The organism is uncultured Psychrobacter sp. (assembly GCF_947495825.1).
Classification (GTDB): Bacteria; Pseudomonadota; Gammaproteobacteria; order Pseudomonadales; family Moraxellaceae; genus Psychrobacter.
Window position 1 is genome coordinate 87846 of the sequence record NZ_CANMAH010000010.1, and the last position, 18587, is coordinate 106432.

The 18587-nt window shown below is 42.9% G+C and carries 10 protein-coding genes; 9 read left to right on the top strand and 1 reads right to left on the bottom strand.

Annotated features, from left to right (window positions below):
* The first annotated feature begins 250 nt into the window (after positions 1-250).
* The 3 genes from rpoB to Q0895_RS11210 all read left to right on the top strand — a co-directional run bounded on the left by rpoB (position 251) and on the right by Q0895_RS11210 (position 9445).
* The gene (rpoB, locus tag Q0895_RS11200) at positions 251-4357 is read left to right on the top strand and encodes a DNA-directed RNA polymerase subunit beta (RefSeq protein WP_299188932.1); all 4107 of its coding nucleotides are present in this window, start codon (positions 251-253) and stop codon (positions 4355-4357) included.
* Between the two features lie 169 nt (positions 4358-4526).
* The gene (gene rpoC / locus Q0895_RS11205; RefSeq protein WP_299188933.1) at positions 4527-8747 is read left to right on the top strand and encodes a DNA-directed RNA polymerase subunit beta'; all 4221 of its coding nucleotides are present in this window, start codon (positions 4527-4529) and stop codon (positions 8745-8747) included.
* Positions 8748-8917: 170 nt separating this feature from the next.
* Entirely contained in the window at positions 8918-9445 is a 528-nt protein-coding gene (locus tag Q0895_RS11210; protein ID WP_058369529.1) for a DUF6586 family protein, read from the top strand.
* Between the two features lie 161 nt (positions 9446-9606).
* On the opposite strand, the gene Q0895_RS11215 is transcribed toward Q0895_RS11210, so the two are convergent.
* Positions 9607-12219 (bottom strand): transglycosylase domain-containing protein, encoded by a 2613-nt coding sequence (locus Q0895_RS11215; RefSeq protein WP_299188938.1) that lies wholly within the window; start codon positions 12217-12219, stop codon positions 9607-9609.
* A 191-nt stretch (positions 12220-12410) separates the two neighbouring features.
* Between Q0895_RS11215 and Q0895_RS11220 the strand changes: the two genes are divergently transcribed.
* The 6 genes from Q0895_RS11220 to aroK all read left to right on the top strand — a co-directional run bounded on the left by Q0895_RS11220 (position 12411) and on the right by aroK (position 18518).
* Positions 12411-13466 carry a pilus assembly protein PilM gene (locus tag Q0895_RS11220; RefSeq protein ID WP_299188941.1) on the top strand — a complete coding sequence of 352 codons (1056 nt, stop codon included), beginning with the start codon at positions 12411-12413 and terminating at the stop codon, positions 13464-13466.
* Positions 13466-14116, top strand: coding sequence for a PilN domain-containing protein (locus Q0895_RS11225; protein ID WP_299188944.1), 651 nt, complete (start codon positions 13466-13468; stop codon positions 14114-14116). The genes Q0895_RS11220 and Q0895_RS11225 overlap by 1 nt, the downstream gene beginning before the upstream one ends.
* Positions 14113-14829 (top strand): type 4a pilus biogenesis protein PilO, encoded by a 717-nt coding sequence (gene pilO / locus Q0895_RS11230; protein ID WP_299188945.1) that lies wholly within the window; start codon positions 14113-14115, stop codon positions 14827-14829. Before Q0895_RS11225 ends, pilO begins: the two co-directional genes overlap by 4 nt.
* 1 nt (position 14830) lies before the next feature.
* Positions 14831-15364 carry a pilus assembly protein PilP gene (locus tag Q0895_RS11235; RefSeq protein ID WP_299188946.1) on the top strand — a complete coding sequence of 178 codons (534 nt, stop codon included), beginning with the start codon at positions 14831-14833 and terminating at the stop codon, positions 15362-15364.
* Between the two features lie 27 nt (positions 15365-15391).
* Positions 15392-17785, top strand: coding sequence for a type IV pilus secretin PilQ (pilQ, locus tag Q0895_RS11240; protein ID WP_299188947.1), 2394 nt, complete (start codon positions 15392-15394; stop codon positions 17783-17785).
* 166 nt (positions 17786-17951) lie between these two features.
* Complete coding sequence (gene aroK / locus Q0895_RS11245; RefSeq protein ID WP_299189020.1) at positions 17952-18518, top strand: shikimate kinase AroK; 567 nt, start codon at positions 17952-17954, stop codon at positions 18516-18518.
* Positions 18519-18587 lie beyond the last annotated feature (69 nt).

The following is an 18587-nucleotide window of genomic DNA, read 5'->3' on the forward strand; positions in this document are numbered from 1 at the left end:
AGCTATTGAAATCTTATGTAAAAGCGCCCACATACTCGTGTTAATGTGTTGAATCTATTACATTATTTTTCGTCATAATAGCTATGTTTTAATTAGGTTAAACAACTGCTCTGTTAGAAGTATCAATCTATAGAGAACAGTTTTAGTAAGAGTTTTATTTTATTATTGTTTACGTCGCTAAGTCTGCATAGTATTTATGCAAGTTGGCCTCGCTTTTCATTTGTTTTCACGTCTACTGTAAGGACTCTCGATGGCATATTCTTATACTGAAAAAAAGCGTATTCGCAAAAGTTTTGCTGAATTGCCCACTGTGATGGACATTCCATACTTACTGTCTATCCAAGTAGATTCTTACGAGCAATTTTTGCAAGAGCATAAAAAGCCAAAAGCTCGTGAGAATACAGGTTTGCAAGCTGCGTTTTCCTCTATTTTCCCTATCGAAAGTCACTCTGGTAATGCAGAGTTACAATTCGTTGAGTATTACTTAGGTACGCCTGAGTTTGATGAGCGTGAATGTATTTTACGTGGTTCAACCTTCGCAGCACCAATGCGTGTCAAGATCCGTCTAATCATCAAGGATAAAGACAGCAAAGATAAAGATAGCAAAGCGGCTATCAAAGATATTCGTGAGCAAAGCGTCTATATGGGCGAGATGCCTTTAATGACAGACAATGGTACTTTTATTATTAACGGTACTGAACGAGTTATCGTATCTCAGTTACATCGTTCACCTGGTGTATTCTTCGACCATGATAAAGGTAAGTCACATTCAAGTGGTAAAGTACTCTATAACGCCCGTATTATTCCTTATCGTGGTTCGTGGCTTGACTTTGAGTTCGATGCAAAAGATTTAGTTTACGCACGTATTGATCGTCGTCGTAAGCTACTCGCTTCTATTATTCTACGTGCATTAGGCTTAAGTACGAGTGAAATCTTAGATATATTCTTTGAAAAAGTAAAAGTCTATAAAGGTGAAGATCAGTTCGAGATTGATCTGGTTGCTGATCGCCTACGCGGTGAAATGGCACAGTTCGATATTGTATCGCCTGAAGGTGATGTGCTAGTAGAGCAGGGTAAACGCATTAACGCTCGCCGTATTCGTCAACTTGAAGAAGCGGGTATGACCAAAATTGCTGTACCTGATGAATACTTGTATGAGCGTATCTTAGCTGAAGATATTATCATTGATGATGAAGTGATTGCTCATGCTAACACACCAATCGATCATGAATTATTGGTTAAATTGAGCGCTACTGATGTTAAAGAAATCAGTATCTTGTTTACCAATGATATCGATCAAGGCAGCTATATCGCAGATACCCTACGTGCTGATAGTACCTCGACTCGTGAAGAAGCACTTATCGAGATCTATAAAGTGATGCGTCCAGGTGAGCCACCAACAGTTGAGACTGCTGAAAAACTGTTTGAGAGCATGTTCTTTAATGCTGATCGTTATGACCTATCAAACGTCGGTCGTATGAAGTTTAACCGCCGCCTTGGGTTGGAGTTTGAAGATACTGACGATGCTGACACTCAGCGCGCTCGTAGTGTTTTAACCAACGATGATATCGTAAACGTTCTAAAAGAGCTGATTGAGATCCGTAATGGTCGCGGTGAAGTTGATGATATCGACCATTTAGGTAACCGCCGTATTCGCTCAGTGGGCGAGATGGCAGAGAACCAATTCCGTGTTGGTTTGGTTCGTGTTGAGCGTGCAGTTAAAGAGCGTTTGAGCTCAGCTGAGTCTGATAACTTGTCACCACAAGATTTGATCAACTCAAAACCTGTAGCAGCTGCGGTTAAAGAGTTCTTCGGTTCAAGCCAGTTATCACAGTTTATGGATCAAAACAATCCATTGTCGGAAGTGACTCATAAACGCCGTGTATCAGCATTAGGTCCAGGTGGTCTGACCCGTGAGCGCGCAGGGTTTGAAGTACGTGACGTACATGATACGCATTATGGTCGTGTTTGTCCGATTGAGACACCAGAGGGTCCAAACATTGGTTTGATCAACTCATTAGCAACTTTTGCTAAAACCAATAGCTTTGGCTTCTTAGAGACGCCTTATCGCCGTGTGGTAGATGGTAAGGTAACCGATCAAATTGAATACCTATCAGCTATCGAAGAAGTCGGTACAGTGATTGCTCAAGCTGACTCGCCAATGACTGAAGATGGTGCATTGTCTGATGAGATGGTCAGTGTACGTAGCTATGGCGAATTTGTGCGTATGCCGCCAGAAAAAGTGACGCATATGGATGTGTCGCCAAGTCAGGTCGTATCGGTCGCTGCTGGTTTGATTCCGTTCCTAGAACATGATGATGCCAACCGTGCTTTGATGGGGTCAAACATGCAGCGTCAGGCGGTACCTACGCTACGTGCTGATAAACCACTCGTTGGTACTGGTATGGAGCGTCATGTTGCACGTGATTCTGGTGTTTGTGTTATTGCTAAGCGTGGCGGTGTAATCGAAGATGTGGATGCTTCGCGTATCGTAGTACGTGTCAATGAAGATGAAATGGTCGCTGGTGAAGCGGGTATCGATATCTATAACTTAATCAAATACACGCGCTCAAACCAAAACACTTGTATCAACCAGCGCATCATTGTCAATCAAGGCGATGAGATCGCTTTGGGTGATATCTTGGCTGATGGTCCGTCAACAGATCTTGGTGAGTTGGCCTTGGGCCAAAACATCCGTATCGCCTTTATGCCGTGGAATGGTTATAACTTTGAGGATTCAATCTTACTATCTGAAAAAGTGGTAAAAGAAGATCGTTTCACCACCATTCATATTCAAGAATTGACTTGTGTGGCACGTGATACCAAGCTTGGAACAGAAGAGATTACTGCTGATATTCCAAACGTAGGTGAGGCCGCTTTATCAAGTTTGGATGAAGCAGGTATTGTCTATATCGGTGCTGAAGTTGACGCAGGCGACATCCTAGTTGGTAAAGTCACGCCAAAAGGCGAGACGCAGCTCACACCAGAAGAAAAGCTACTACGGGCCATTTTTGGTGAAAAAGCAGCTGATGTAAAAGACACGTCACTACGTGTCCCAACATCAAGCAAAGGGACTGTCATCGATGTCCAGGTCTTTACCCGCGATGGCGTTGAAAAAGATGCCCGTGCAAGAGCAATTGAAAAATCGCAGCTAGATAGCTACCGTAAAGATTTAAAAGAAGAGCTGCGTATTTTTGAAGAAGCCGCTCGTGGTCGTATTGGTAATCTATTAGATGGCCAAAAAGTCAGCGGCGGTGCTGGTCTAAAGGCTGGTACGGTGATGGCATTGGCTGATATGAAAGATATGAGCCTTGAGACTTTGCTTGATATTCAGCCAGTTGAAGAAGAAATCTCTGAGCGCTTAACACAAATTGCTGATTACTTAGTTGATAAGCAAAAAGACATCGATGTGAAGTTTGCAGAGAAAAAACGCAAACTAACTGCAGGTGATGATCTACAACATGGCGTACAGAAAATTGTTAAAGTATATTTAGCAGTTAAACGCCGTATTCAGCCTGGTGATAAGATGGCTGGTCGTCATGGTAACAAAGGTGTGGTATCGCGCATCATGCCAGTTGAAGATATGCCTTATGATGAGCACGGCAATACCGTTGATATCGTCTTGAACCCACTTGGTGTACCATCGCGTATGAACATCGGCCAGGTACTAGAAACACACTTAGGTATGGCAGCGAAAGGCTTAGGTGATAAAATCGACGGTATGCTTAAAGCACAAGCAGCCATAGCTGAGTTACGTGATTTCTTAGACCAAATCTATAATAAGGTCGGTGGCGAAGGTGTTGATCTTGATAGCTTATCTGATGAAGATATCATGACACTAGCAGGTAATTTGCGTGAAGGTGTACCGATGGGTACAGCAGTATTTGACGGTGCACACGAGCATCAAGTCAAAGATTTACTTGAGCTTGCTGGTTTGTCAAGAGATGGTCAGCAAACGCTATATGATGGTCGTACTGGTCAGAAGTTTGATCGTAAAGTGACAGTCGGTTATATGTATATGCTCAAACTTAACCACTTGGTTGACGACAAAATGCATGCGCGTTCAACGGGTTCTTACTCACTAGTGACTCAGCAGCCATTAGGTGGTAAAGCTCAGTTTGGTGGTCAGCGCTTCGGTGAGATGGAAGTATGGGCACTAGAAGCATATGGCGCGACTTATACGCTACAAGAGATGCTAACAGTGAAGTCAGATGATGTTGAAGGCCGTACACGCATGTATAAAAACATCGTTGATGGTGAACAGTATATGGATCCAGGTATGCCTGAATCGTTTAACGTACTAACCAAAGAAATCAAATCACTAGGTCTTAATATTGAGTTAAAAGAGACCCACTAAGTTTAAAAGCTTTATCGATTTTAACCTTAGGTGTCACACTAAAAGCAGCGCGTCACATTGTTGCTGCTTTTAGTCATTTATCTCAACCCTATTCATTGCCTTCATTCATCTTATCCGCCTTACGTTGTATAACGCGGCTAGATGATTATAAAGATAACGGAGAAGCAACTTGAAAGATTTACTCGATATTATGCAAAGCCCTACCGCTAGCGGTAATCGTGAGTTTGATAGTATTCAAATTACCTTAGCGTCGCCTGATGTTATTAAATCATGGTCGCATGGTGAAGTTAAAAAGCCTGAAACCATTAACTATCGTACGTTTAAGCCTGAGCGTGACGGTCTGTTCTGTGCCAAAATTTTTGGTCCAGTAAAAGATTTTGAATGCCTATGTGGTAAGTACAAACGTCGTAAGTTCCAAGGCGTTATCTGTGAGAAATGTGGTGTTGAAGTCACTACTGCTAAAGTCCGTCGTGATCGTATGGGTCATATTGACCTAGCGAGTCCAGTCGCGCATATTTGGTTCTTAAAATCATTACCAAGCCGTATTGGTCTATTATTAGACATGACGCTACGTGACATCGAGCGCGTATTGTATTTTGAAAGCTACATCGTAACCGAGCCTGGTCTAACTAGCTTAGAGAAATATCAGCTGCTTGATGATGAAGACTACTATAAAGCCTTGGAAGAGTTTGGTGATGAGTTTGTCGCCAAGATGGGTGCTGAAGCAGTACAAGACTTGTTAAAAGACATTGATCTAGATCTAGAGATTGATGAGCTACGTGAAGCTATTCCACAGACAGGCTCTGAGACTAAACTTAAAAAGATGTCTAAACGTCTTAAATTATTAGAAGCATTCCGTGATTCTAATAACAAGCCTGAGTGGATGGTAATGAATATCTTACCAGTACTACCACCAGATTTGCGCCCGCTAGTACCACTAGAAGGTGGACGTTTTGCGACTTCAGATCTAAATGATTTGTATCGCCGCGTTATTAACCGTAATAACCGTCTAAAGCGTCTGTTAGAGTTAAGTGCACCTGATATTATCGTACGTAACGAAAAGCGTATGCTACAAGAGTCAGTTGATGCACTACTTGATAACGGTCGCCGCGGTCGTGCTATTACTGGTAGTAATAAGCGTCCATTAAAATCTTTGGCTGATATGATCAAAGGTAAGCAAGGTCGTTTCCGTCAAAACTTGCTAGGTAAGCGTGTCGATTACTCTGGTCGTTCGGTTATCGTAGTAGGTCCAACGTTACGTCTGCATCAGTGTGGTTTGCCTAAGAAAATGGCACTTGAGCTATTCAAGCCATTTACTTACTCAAAATTATTGTCACACGGCATGGCGACCACGATTAAAGCAGCCAAAAAGATGGTCGAGCGTGAAGAGCCACAAGTTTGGGATATGCTGGCCATGGTAATCCGTGAGCATCCAGTACTACTAAACCGTGCGCCAACGCTTCACCGTTTGGGTCTACAAGCGTTCGAGCCGGTACTTATTGAAGGTAAAGCTATTCAGCTGCACCCGCTAGTCTGTACCGCGTTTAACGCTGACTTTGATGGTGATCAAATGGCAGTACACGTGCCATTAACGCTAGAAGCACAGCTTGAATCACGTGCGCTAATGATGTCGACCAACAACATCTTGTCACCTGCAAACGGTGATCCTATCATTGTACCGTCGCAAGACGTAGTACTTGGTTTATATTACATCAGTCGCTCGTCAGTGAACGCCAAAGGCGAAGGCATGGTTTTTGCCACTGTCAATGAAGCCTTACGTGCGATTGGTTCAAACGACTTGCACGTGAACGCAAAAATCAAAGTGCGTGTGACTGAAACGCATGTTGATGAAGAAGGTAATCATACTAAAGAGACAAGCTTAAAGGACACAGTTGCTGGTCGTTTGCTGATTTGGAATATCATGCCAAAAGGTATGACATTTGAAGAGTGCAATCAGGAGATGACTAAGAAAAACATCTCGCGTCTGATTAACTCTTGCTATCGTAAGATGGGTGTAAAAGACAGCGTTATGTTCGCTGACCAATTAATGTATTTAGGTTTTGCGCAAGCGACCCTATCTGGCGTATCGATTGGTTTGGATGATATGGTCATTCCACCAAGTAAAAAGCAGATCATTGAAACAGCTGAGGCAGAAGTACGCGAGATTGAAGATCAGTTTGAGCAAGGCTTTGTGACTGCTGGTGAGCGTTATAACAAAGTGGTTGATATTTGGTCACGTACTAATGACAAAGTCGCCAAAGCGATGATGGATAACCTAGCCACTGATAAAGTCATGAATGCTCAGGGCGAGGAAGAAGAGCAAAAATCTTTCAACTCAATCTACATCATGTCAGATTCAGGTGCTCGTGGTAGTGCAGCCCAGATTCGTCAGCTTGCTGGTATGCGTGGTTTGATGGCAAAACCAGATGGTTCAATCATCGAGACGCCAATTAAAGCAAACTTCCGTGAAGGCTTGACCGTACTTCAGTACTTTATCTCAACGCATGGTGCGCGTAAGGGTCTAGCAGATACTGCACTAAAAACAGCTAACTCAGGTTATCTGACTCGTCGTTTGGTCGATGTTGCGCAGGATTTGGTTATTACTACTGATGACTGTGGTACTGAGCAAGGTCTGCTCATGACCCCACATATTCAAGGTGGTGAGATCATCGAAAAACTTGGCGATCTCGTATTAGGTCGTGTGACAGCACGTGATGTTACGTATAACAATGATGAAACAAAAGTATTGGTTCCAGCTGGTACTTTGATCGATGAGCAGTGGGTCAATATTCTTGACGAAAACGCAATTGACGATATTTGGGTACGCTCAGTAATTACTTGTGATGTCGCTCATGGTGTTTGTTCGCAGTGTTATGGTCGTGATCTTGCTCGCGGTCATAAAGTTAATATCGGTGAGTCAGTGGGTGTCATGGCAGCGCAGTCTATCGGTGAGCCTGGTACTCAGTTGACTATGCGTACTTTCCACGTGGGTGGGGCCGCAAGTTCAGCATCGGTAGATAACAGCATCTCTGTACGTAATGCTGGTCAAGCGCATTTCGTAAACATGAAAACCGTTGAACATACTGACGGTCACTTAGTTATCGTATCTCGTTCAGCTGAAATCGCTATTACTGATGACTTAGGTCGTGAGCGTGAGCGTTATAAAGTACCTTATGGCTCAAGCGTATTGGTTAAAAACGAAGAGCAAGTTGAAGGTGGTCAGACGATCGCTAAATGGGATCCACATACGCATCCAATTATTACAGAATTTGCGGGTACAGCACGCTTCAGTGACATCATTGATGGCAGTACAGCGACAGTAAAAATCGATGATGCCACAGGTATGAGCTCTTTTGAGATTCTAGCTACTCGTGATCGTTCAAGTACGGCAAAAGATTTACGTCCTGCCATCATTTTGAATACTGATGAAGGTAAAGAAGTGGTTTACTTCTTACCTGCTGAAACCATTATCCGTGTCAGCGATGGTGAAAAAGTTGCAGCGGGTTCGATCTTAGGTCGCGTACCACAAGCGACTTCAGGTACCAAAGATATTACCGGTGGTCTACCTCGTGTGGCTGACTTGTTTGAAGCTCGCCGTCCGAAAGATCATGCCATCATGGCAGAGATGACAGGTGTGGTTAGCTTTGGTAAAGAGACCAAAGGTAAAAACCGTTTTATTATTACCAATGAAGACGGTGAGGTACATGAAGAGCTTATCCCTAAATGGCGTCAAATCAACGTCTTTGAAAATGAGACAGTAGCACGTGGTGAGATCATCGCTGACGGTCCACAAAACCCACACGATATCTTACGTTTAAAAGGCCAAACGGCTCTTGCTAACTATATCGTTAACGAAGTACAAGATGTTTACCGCTTGCAAGGTGTGAAGATTAACGATAAGCATATCGAAGTTATTATTCGCCAAATGCTACGTAAAGTTGAGATTACTGATGGCGGGGATTCAAGCCACTTCAAAGGTGATCAAGCTGAATACGCGGATCTTATAGCGTTGAACGCGAAGCTAGAAACTGAAGGTAAATTCCCAGTACAGTATGAGCGCCAACTGCTTGGTATTACTAAAGCAAGTCTTGCGACTGAAAGCTTCATCTCAGCGGCGTCGTTCCAGGAGACCACTCGTGTACTAACTGCTGCTGCCGTCACTGGTAAAGTAGATGAGTTACGTGGTCTAAAAGAAAACGTGGTTGTTGGTCGTCTGATTCCTGCAGGTACGGGTCTTGCGTATCATAAAACACGTAAAGAGAAAGCAGAACAAGCGCTGCAGGACAATGATATCAATGCCGCATTTGATATGCCTGTTAGTGATAGTAAAGACTTTGCTAGTTTTGACGAAGCCTTTGCACAAGAGCTTAATCAAGATAGCCAATCTTAATTATAAATGCTTGATATATCTTTATAATCAACGTAAAAAAGCCAGCCATGTTGCTGGCTTTTTTATGGGCAAAAAATAAAAACTAATAGTGGTATTAACCAATAAAATAGTACACTGCTAAAAGCGACTTTGTGAGGCGCTTCTATTTTATTATTTATGAGGATAATCTTATGGCAGGTAAAGGGCGCGTTGCCAAATACCAAGCTGATCGAACCAATCAAAAGCTGTATTTTTGTCGTCTAGCTTGTCAGGCAGCGGGCGATAGCAGTGACAAACAGTTGTATCAAGCCCATTGTGAGACTGCTATTTTTCACTTATACGGTACGTTTTTAGCATTTATGCAAGAGCTTGCACAATTTTATAGTTTGGATATGACAGCACCAACTCTAGAAAGTATTGAACAAGCACTCAAAGAGCGCACTCAAATATCACCAGAGGTACAGCGTCTAAAGCAATTGCAGCAGCAAGGGTTTTTGGCAAATGTAGAGCGCGCTTATCAACGTTGCTTGTATGCAGTATTACCTGATCAAGTTACTATCAAAGACGCCAATGACTCGCAGCGACAGCCAAGTGATCTCATAGTGAATGTAGTCACATTATCGAATCAGTGGCTACCCGATGAGGCAACTATACGTGAATGGCGGCAACAGTTTTTAGAACTGATCGAGCAACTGCGTGCAGGTATGGTAGAGTTTTAGCGTATATTATCAAAACTAAGATAATAAGCCTTTGCAAGTTGAACTATTGGCAGGCTTTCTAAAAGGGTTTAATATTTAGATTTTTAATTCTAAAGAGCTTGTTCAACAGATGTTGGACAAGCTCTTTAGTGCTGTCGTTATTAGCGAGAAGTACAACCAATTTATTCTGGCATAGGGGGCATGCGCTCTGCTGGCGTTACTGACAGTGGGTTTTGGGGAACGCTGTCATTATCCTCGTTGTTTTCCTCATTAGGTTCGGGAGCTTTACGCTGCTGCGGCTTAGGTGTCACTGGTTTGGCAATATTACTAACGTAATCGTTTTCTTCATCAGGATCGACGATGCCACTATCAGTCATCTCTAAGATACGCTGTTGCTGCTTTTTTGATTTTGCACGGTTATTAACCGAAACCCATTGATACGGCTGGTCTTTTAATTGCTCTCTCATAAAGTCCATCCATACTGGTAACGCTGCTACGCCTCCATATTCACGGCGCCCAAGTGTGGATGGTTGATCAAAGCCTATCCAAACCACAGTCGCACTGGTTGGATGAAAACCTGCAAACCAGGCATCTTTGGCTTCATTAGTAGTACCAGTTTTACCACCGATATCGCTACGACCTAGAGCTTTTGCACGTACCGCTGTACCGCGTTGTACGACATCGCGCAAAATATCAGCCATCTCAAAAGCAACCCTTGGCTTTAAGATGCGTGGAGCTTGGCTTGCATGTAAGTATTGTACTGCAGGTGCCTTTAGACGATCTGCTTGAGGACTGGCGTCATAGACACTTAAGTTATTAGCATCGTCTGCTTGTTTGGTTTCTTCTTCCAAATCCTCACCAGTTATTGATTCATCGCTAGATTCAATCTCCGTATTTTCATCTTCAGTTGACTGGTTATACTCTTCAATCAGTTTGGCATTAAGACTTTCAACTTGTGCATTAAAGCACAGTGCGCAAGCTTGTTGCGGATTTGCTTGAAACAATAACTTATTGTCATAATTGTAGATTTGTTCAATAAAATAAGGTTGAATACGATGGCCGCCATTGGCGAAAGTGGCATACGCAGTGGCCATTTGTAACGGTGTCGCCTGTCCAGTACCAAGCGCTAGTGATAGGGTGGTTGGTAGCTTTTCTTTGTCCAGTCCAAACTGATCTAGCAAATTACGCGCATCCGAGATGCCAATAGCTTGTAGCAAACGAATAGAGACTAAGTTGCGTGATAGATATAGACCTCGGCGTAAAGTAATGTCACCTAAAAAACGTTGGTCAGAGTTTTTTGGTTTCCATTCACCTACTTGGATAGGACGATCTGAGACAATACTATCTGAGCGATAGCCTTTTTCTAGAGCAGCTGTATAGACCAATGGCTTAATCGTTGAACCTGGTTGACGCCAGCCCTGCAGTGCACGATTAAACTTACTGTGATTAAAATCAAAACCGCCAACTAAAGCTTCAACAGCTCCTGTATCAGGATTTAATGAAACCAAACTGCCTTGTACTTCTGGTATTTGTGCCAGTTTCCAACCACCGCTATTGGTTGGCATGAGGCGAATAATATCATTTTTATTTACAATTTGTTGAGCGTTACTTGGGTAATAACCAAAACGATCCGCTGAAAAATATTTACGTGCCCAGCTCATGCCCGACCAGTTGACCGTAACGTTTTCACCAGATGGCATTAATGCTTCAAAGCTACGTGAGTTAACTTTGGTGACTTTAGCTGGGTACATTCCGCCATAACGTCGAAAGTCCTCTAAAGGTTCATCATTCGCTTCTGCGCCGCGCCAGCCATGGCGATGATCATAGGCTATTAGACCTTTTGATACAGCTGCTTCAGCCGCTTGCTGTGATTTACTATCAACAGTAAGGCGAACGCGCCAACCTCCATTAATAACTTGTTCACCATAACGATTAACTAAAGCATACCGAGTCATCTCTGCCAAGTAAGGCATATTGACATCAAGCTTTTCTTGATAAAGTTTTAGACCAATAGGGGCGTTTATTGCTTCACTATGCTCAGCATCACTGATATAACCAAGCTCATGCATGCGCCCAATGATCCAGTTACGGCGGGTAAGTGCACGGTCAGGGTTGGCAACCGGGTTATACTTTGAGGGTGCTTTAGGTAGGCCTGCTAGCATAGCCATTTCAGCAATGGTCAGGTTTTCTAGCGACTTGCTATAGTATTTTTTGGCTGCTGCACGAATACCGTAAGCCCCTTCTCCAAGATAAATCTTGTTGACATATAGTGTCAAAATATCGTTTTTACTCAGCTCATCTTCCATTTTACGCGCTAAAAACAGTTCGGTTAATTTTCTGTTTAAAGTACGCTCAGGACTCAAAAAATAATTTTTGGCGACCTGCATGGTAATAGTAGATCCACCTGTCTGACCTTCATCATCAGTGACCGCTTCGGTAACAGCGCGACCAAGACCCTTAATACTAATACCACTATGTTGAAAGAACGAAGAGTCTTCTGCAGCTAAGAATGCATTGGTCAAATCTTTAGGAATTTCTTTAAAGGTAACTGGCAATGATAAGCGATTGCCGTATTGGCCAATAAGCTTGTCGTCGCTGCTATATATCTGCAGGGGCATCTCAAGGCTGGCTGTTTTTATTTCTTGTGTGCTGGGTAAGGTTGGCGACAAATACATAGCCATACCGTAGAAGCCAATTGGCACAGTTAATGCAAGGATAACTGCAAGTGCTAGACAGGCAATAACAATCCCCACCAAAAAATGAACGAGGCGAGCAGTAGCGTTTCTTTTGGTCATAATTAGGCTTATCAAATAAAATTTGCAACAAATATCCCATTATACAGTGAACAAAACAGACAGGTCATCCTAAAAGTGTAATTTATCCAAACTGAATCTTTAAATACTTGAATATGTCTGTTAAGTAAAGTATTGTAGTAAATTATTACTGATAACTATCAGAACGTAACTATATATAAGGTAAAGCGTCTGTGAGGCTACTTACTTCTAAAAAACGACATTTAGTCGGAATAGATATCTGTGCCACCTCCGTAAAGCTAGTTGATATACGGCGTCAGCAAGGAATATTTCACCTTAAGTCATATGGAATTGAGGGGCTGTTACCCGGCACAGTCGTTGATAAGCTTATTGTAGATACTGAGGCGGTTGGTGATGCTATTGCTCGCTTGGTAAAACGTTGTCAGATAACAGGTAGCAGTGGGGCTACCGCTGTTACAGGCTCGGCAGTTATTACCAAGATTATTGATATGGATAGGGGGCTGAGCGATATCGAACGTGAAGCTCAAATACGTTTGGACGCTGATCAATATATTCCTTACCCACTAGAAGAAGTCAATCTAGACTTTGAAGTACTAGGTCCTTCATTGGTTGACGACAACTTGGTACAAGTTCTACTTGCTGCGTCGCGATCAGAAAACGTTGATCAACGTGTTGATGCGCTAACCTTCGGCGGTCTAAAAACCAATATTATGGATATTGAGTCGCACGCGATAGAGCGGGCGTTTGGATTGATGGCAGATAACTTACCCAATATGCCAGAATTGGTCGCATTGGTCGATATCGGACATAATCAGACTACCTTATACATCGCAAAAAATGGTGAGTTTGTCTATAGCCGTGAGCAATTGTTTGGCGGGTCACAATTAACAGAAGCCATTCAAGATCGCTACGGTTTGTCGTTTGAAGAAGCCACAGTTAACAAACGTGAGCGTGCTCTACCTGATGATTATTATTCAGAAATTCTGACGCCTTTTATAGAAAGTACTATCCAGCAAATCACACGCTCTTTACAGTTTTATTTTTCTTCTAGCCAATACAATAGTATTGATCATGTAGTACTTGCAGGCGGTAGCAGCTCTATTCCAGGTTTATGGAGCATGGTACAGCAAAAGCTTGATGTGCCAGTGACTGTTGCCAATCCTTTTATCAATATGACCATAGATCCCTATATAGACAATGAGCAATTAGAGGCTGATGCCCCAAGCTTGCTAGCTGCCTGTGGCCTTGCGTTAAGGAGCTTTGACTAATGGCTCGTATCAATCTATTGCCATGGCGGCAAGAAGAACGCGAACGTAGTAACAAAGAGTTTATTACCTTAGTAGTCGCAGTGACTTTGCTAGCATTACTGTCTGCATTTGCAGCTTGGAGTTATTTTAATAACGAGCTTGAAGAACAACGTGATGCCAATACTCTTATAGAACAAGAGAATGCACGTTTGGATACGGTATTAACCGAAATCGACAGCTTGGAGCAGCGCCGAGAAGATATTATTTCACGTATGCAAGTGATTCAAGACTTACAAGGGCGACGTCCAGTACCAGTTCGTTTATGGGATGATATCGCCAAGGCCATACCTTCTGCTCTGTACTTAAATAACTTAAAACGCGAAGGGGAGCTTCTTACTTTAACGGGACTGGCAGACAATCCAAATGTGGTATCAAGCTTGATTCGTAATCTAGATGGCAGTGAGTGGATGGATAACTCTGCTGTACGCAATATTCAGCAAAATATTACTGCCTATCAGCCAGCGATTGCATTAAACGAAACTGACAACTCTGGTGAGAGACCTCGTCCTATATACCCCGAAGACAGCTATGTGCAGTTTGTTGTTACAACGCAAGTTCAGTCAGAAAGCACCAACAATGATGAGGGCGCAGAGTCTGGAGGTGAGTTGTGAAGCTTATCCGTAAAAAAACACTAATCAAGACTAAAAAAACGGCAGTAAGCAGCAAGAAGCAATTTAATTTTAATGACTTTCGTCGTAGCTTTGAGTCTTTAGATACAGAAAACTATGGCAGTTGGCCAATACCCGTTAAGGTGACGGTACTGGTATTTATCGTTGCTTTTATTGCAGCCCTAGCTTGGGCGCTGCCTATCAGTAGCAAAATCGATGAGATCACTGCTGCTGAAAGTGAGCAACAAACATTGCTTGACAGCTATCGTCAAAAAGAGTCACGTGCACGCCATTTAGAAGCTTACAAAGCTCAAGTAATTCAGATGGAAACTGAATTCAATACTTTACTCGACCAGTTACCCAAAGATACCCGTGTGTCGGAGCTGGTAGAAGGTATCAATATGACGGGTGTCGGTAGCAATATACGCTTTCAAGATATTTCTGTAGAGCCTGAAATAGAAAACGAGTTTTTTATTGAGCAGCCGATTCGCATTGCAGCTTTGGGTGAATACCATCAGTTTGGTAGCTTTATTAGCGGTCTTGCAGCTTTGCCACGCATTATTACCATGCACGATTTTGAAGTCAGTAATCCGCAGCCGACACTAGAGGCCATACCTGAGCTAAATTTAGTGCTACAAACCAAAACTTATCGCTCAAAAGAAGTGGTAGATGAAGTAACAACGCCAGCTACTGACAATACTGCGGGGGCCAACTAGTATGGATATTAGAAAAATCCCAGCCCTGTTTACATTAAGTATTGCAGCTATATGGATGACTGGCTGTACTGATCGTATCGGAATGGCGGGGCAGGCGATGAGTGAGATTCGTAACTCACCTTCGCAGCCAATCGAGCCACCACCAAAAGCAGAGCTAGTAGAAGATTTTGTATATAGTGCAAGCTTAGTGCGTAGCCCGTTCCTGCCACCAAGTCTCATTAATGTACAAGGACCAAACATGCCGACGGATGGTGTGCGCCCTGATATTACGCGAATCAAACAGCCACTTGAACAGTACGACATTGCGCAGCTTACCTTTCGTGGTGTATTGATATCTCCTGAAGGTCAACAGTATGCATTGGTCCAACGTCCAGATGGTTCGGTTGCTAACGTTAAAGTAGGTGACTATCTTGGACTAAACGACGGTCGTATTGTTGAAATCACGCCGACCCAGATTAATTTGATTGAAATTGTGCCAGATAGCCGCGCCGGGTTCATTGAAAGACCTCAGTCGTTGGTCTCACCTATAAATTAAGTTGGCAGATTTTTTGAGGAATAAGTAATGACAGTACGCAATAATAGGGTAATGGCGATGAGTAACCGTATGTCTTCTGCCTTTGCAATACCTGCGTTGGCAATCAGTATGATTGCCATTAGTAGTACAGCTTATGCAGTGGAGCGTATCAACAACGTCTCTGTGGTACAGACGGCACCTGCGGTAACTCAACTGCGTCTAGGATTCAACGGTGCGCCAGTACTGCCTGCAGCTTATCAGCTTGATGATCCTAGTCGCTTAGTTTTAGACTTCGAACAGGTGCAAAATGGTCTAGCCAGCAGATTTAGCAATTACAATATTGGTATGGTCAATGATGTCACAACGTTGAGCAATGATAGTACCACACGTTTGATTGTGGGATTAAAGCAGAGCGGCGACTATACGACTGCTGTTGATGGCAATGACTTACTCCTTACTATTACTGATCCAAATCGTGTAGTGCCCAATAATCCAACTATAGCTACTGTACCTATTGCTACAGCCTCTCAAGCTTTAACAAAACCAAATACTACCATGGTTGATGACAATGCGCTTGCCACGACAGCGATTGTGACACCTATTGTCGAAACCAGTAGTGCTGGAATCACCCCTGTAGTTACCGGCTCAGACGCCATTAAGGTACAAGCGCCTACTGATACTATGGTTGTTCGTGTCAACCCACTATTAGACCCGAGGCTGGCTTCATCACAAGTTAGCAAGCAATATAGTTATGATGGTCTGAGTGCATTGAATTTTGAGGCAGGCAGTAGTGGTGGTGGTAACGTTAGTATTGTGCTTGCTAATGAAGCCATACCAGTTGATGTACAGCGCCAAGGTAACAAGTTGGTGGTACGTATGACTGGTAGCACAGTACCTCGGAATTTATTGCGTCGTTTAAACATCAATAGTGGTCTTGTAGATAGCGTTGATACCAAAAACCAAGGGCAAAGTGGCGTTATTACGATTAACATGACTGGTGATTATGAGTATCAAGCGTATCAATCAGGGAATCAGCTAAATACCAGTATTAGCAAACCTGAGTTATTGCGTGAACCAACGCTTGAAGAAAAGGTCTATAGTGGCGAAGCACTATCTATGGAGTTTCAAGACGTAGAAATCCGTAGCGTACTAGATATTCTAGCGCAGTTTACTGATATGAATATTGTTGCTAGTGACTCAGTTAGTGGCAGTATTACACTTCGTCTCATCAACGTACCTTGGGATCAAGCCCTCGATATTATTCTAAAAAGTAAAAATTTAGATAAGCGTGAGAATGGTAATGTCATATTAATCGCGCCGTCTATTGAACTGGCAGCGCAAGAGGCACAAGAGCTTGAAGCTCAACAAGCTGTCGAATCTTATGCACCGTTACGCACTGAGTATATACGTTTAAGCTACGCCAAAGCGCAAGATGTGTTCAACCTTATCTCTCAAGGAAGCGGTCCGTCTAACAGTAGCACAACCAGTAGTCGCGTAGAAGATAGCAATAGTCTGCTGTCTAATCGCGGTACGGTAACGATTGATGAACGTACCAATACATTAATCGTCAAAGATGTAGCTGATAGTATTGAAAATATTCACCGACTTATTAGTAAAATTGATATTCCGGTACGTCAAGTTATGATTGAAGCGCGCATTGTTAGCGCCTCTGATAGCTTTAGTAAAGAGATTGGTGTACGTTGGGGGATTTTATCTAATGGTGCAGCCAATAACCGTAACCTACTGGTCGGTGGTAGCAACCAAACTTTATGGGATCTTAAAGACTTTGATGTTGAGACAACGACAGTCAATGGTCAGACCGTCTCTTACCCTTCATATGATATCAGTCGCCCTGATAATCTAAACGTTGATTTGGGGGTGGCAAATCCTGCAGGAAGTATTGCTTTTGGCTTACTGGCTATGTCCGATGTTATGCTAGATTTAGAGCTATCAGCATTGCAAGCAGATAACCGCGGTGAGGTTATTTCTACTCCTAAAATCTTAACTGCTGATAAACAAACCGCCAAGGTTTCATCTGGTACCCAAATCCCTTATCAAGAAGCGTCAGCTAGTGGGGCAACATCTACCAGCTTTAAAGAAGCAGCGCTGAGCTTAGAAGCTACGCCAAATATTACGCCTGATGGTAAGATTGGCTTACAGTTAATGATTACTAATGGCACGCCAACGATCATCAATAATCAGGTTGCTATTGCAGAAGACTCTATCTCTACTAATGTGATTGTAGAAGATGGACAAACCGTCGTACTTGGTGGTGTCTTTAAAAACCGTGTCTCTAATGGCGTGGATAAAGTTCCATTCTTAGGAGACTTGCCTTATATTGGTCGCGCATTCCGTAAAGACGTCCGTAGCAACGCAAAAGAAGAGCTGCTTATTTTTGTCACTCCAAAGCTTATCAATGATGGTATTAGCCGTTTGGATTAAGGTTATTTTGTTTACAAATCATAAGCTATAAAGAGCAAGCCTAAGTGCTTGCTTTTTTATGGTCTATAATTTAATAAAATCTAATTTTACTGATAATAAACCCAGCTCATTACTAGCCAGAATAACGATGACGTTGTATGATGGTTGATTTATCTGAGTGAGTGCTATGTTGGAGGAATTGCCATCGGTATTCTTAGTTGGGCCGATGGGAGCGGGGAAAACCACTATTGGCCGGTTGCTAGCTAAGCAGCTAGGACGAGAGTTTGTGGACAGTGACTGGTATATCGAGTCACAAACAGGTGCTGATATTGCTTGGATATTTGCCAAAGAAGGCGAAGTAGGATTTCGGACGCGTGAGACACGAGCGATCGATGAGTTGACTCAGCGTCAGCATATCGTTCTTGCAACAGGTGGCGGTGCGGTCATGGGCGCTGACAATCGAAAGTTTTTGCATCAGCGCGGCATTGTGGTTTATCTAAATGCGCCTGTAGATGTACAAATGGCACGCACTGCTAAAGATAAGTCGCGTCCATTATTACAACAACCCAACCCCAGAAAAATACTACAAGATTTATATAGCATTCGCGATCCATTATATCGACAAGTGGCACATATTGTATTGCCTACTGGTCATACTTATCCCCGTCATATGGTCAATCAGTTGTTACAGCAACTGAAGGCTTTTTTGGTGTCTGTAAGTACAGATTTAGAGTCAACAACACCAAAAGAGTAGGTAACAGCTGGCAGCCAAGCAGAGACCAAAGTATAGACGGCTTCATTGGCAAAGCCGCCTATAGGTTAG

Bases quoted from the DNA above. Each gene is read 5' to 3' on its own strand.
- Q0895_RS11225 (WP_299188944.1), top strand. From the start codon at position 13,466: ATGGCTCGTATCAATCTATTGCCATGGCGGCAAGAAGAACGCGAACGT.
- rpoB (WP_299188932.1), top strand. From the start codon at position 251: ATGGCATATTCTTATACTGAAAAAAAGCGTATTCGCAAAAGTTTTGCT.
- aroK (WP_299189020.1), top strand. From the start codon at position 17,952: ATGTTGGAGGAATTGCCATCGGTATTCTTAGTTGGGCCGATGGGAGCG.
- Q0895_RS11215 (WP_299188938.1), bottom strand. From the start codon at position 12,219: ATGACCAAAAGAAACGCTACTGCTCGCCTCGTTCATTTTTTGGTGGGG.
- pilQ (WP_299188947.1), top strand. From the start codon at position 15,392: ATGACAGTACGCAATAATAGGGTAATGGCGATGAGTAACCGTATGTCT.
- Q0895_RS11235 (WP_299188946.1), top strand. From the start codon at position 14,831: ATGGATATTAGAAAAATCCCAGCCCTGTTTACATTAAGTATTGCAGCT.
- Q0895_RS11210 (WP_058369529.1), top strand. From the start codon at position 8,918: ATGGCAGGTAAAGGGCGCGTTGCCAAATACCAAGCTGATCGAACCAAT.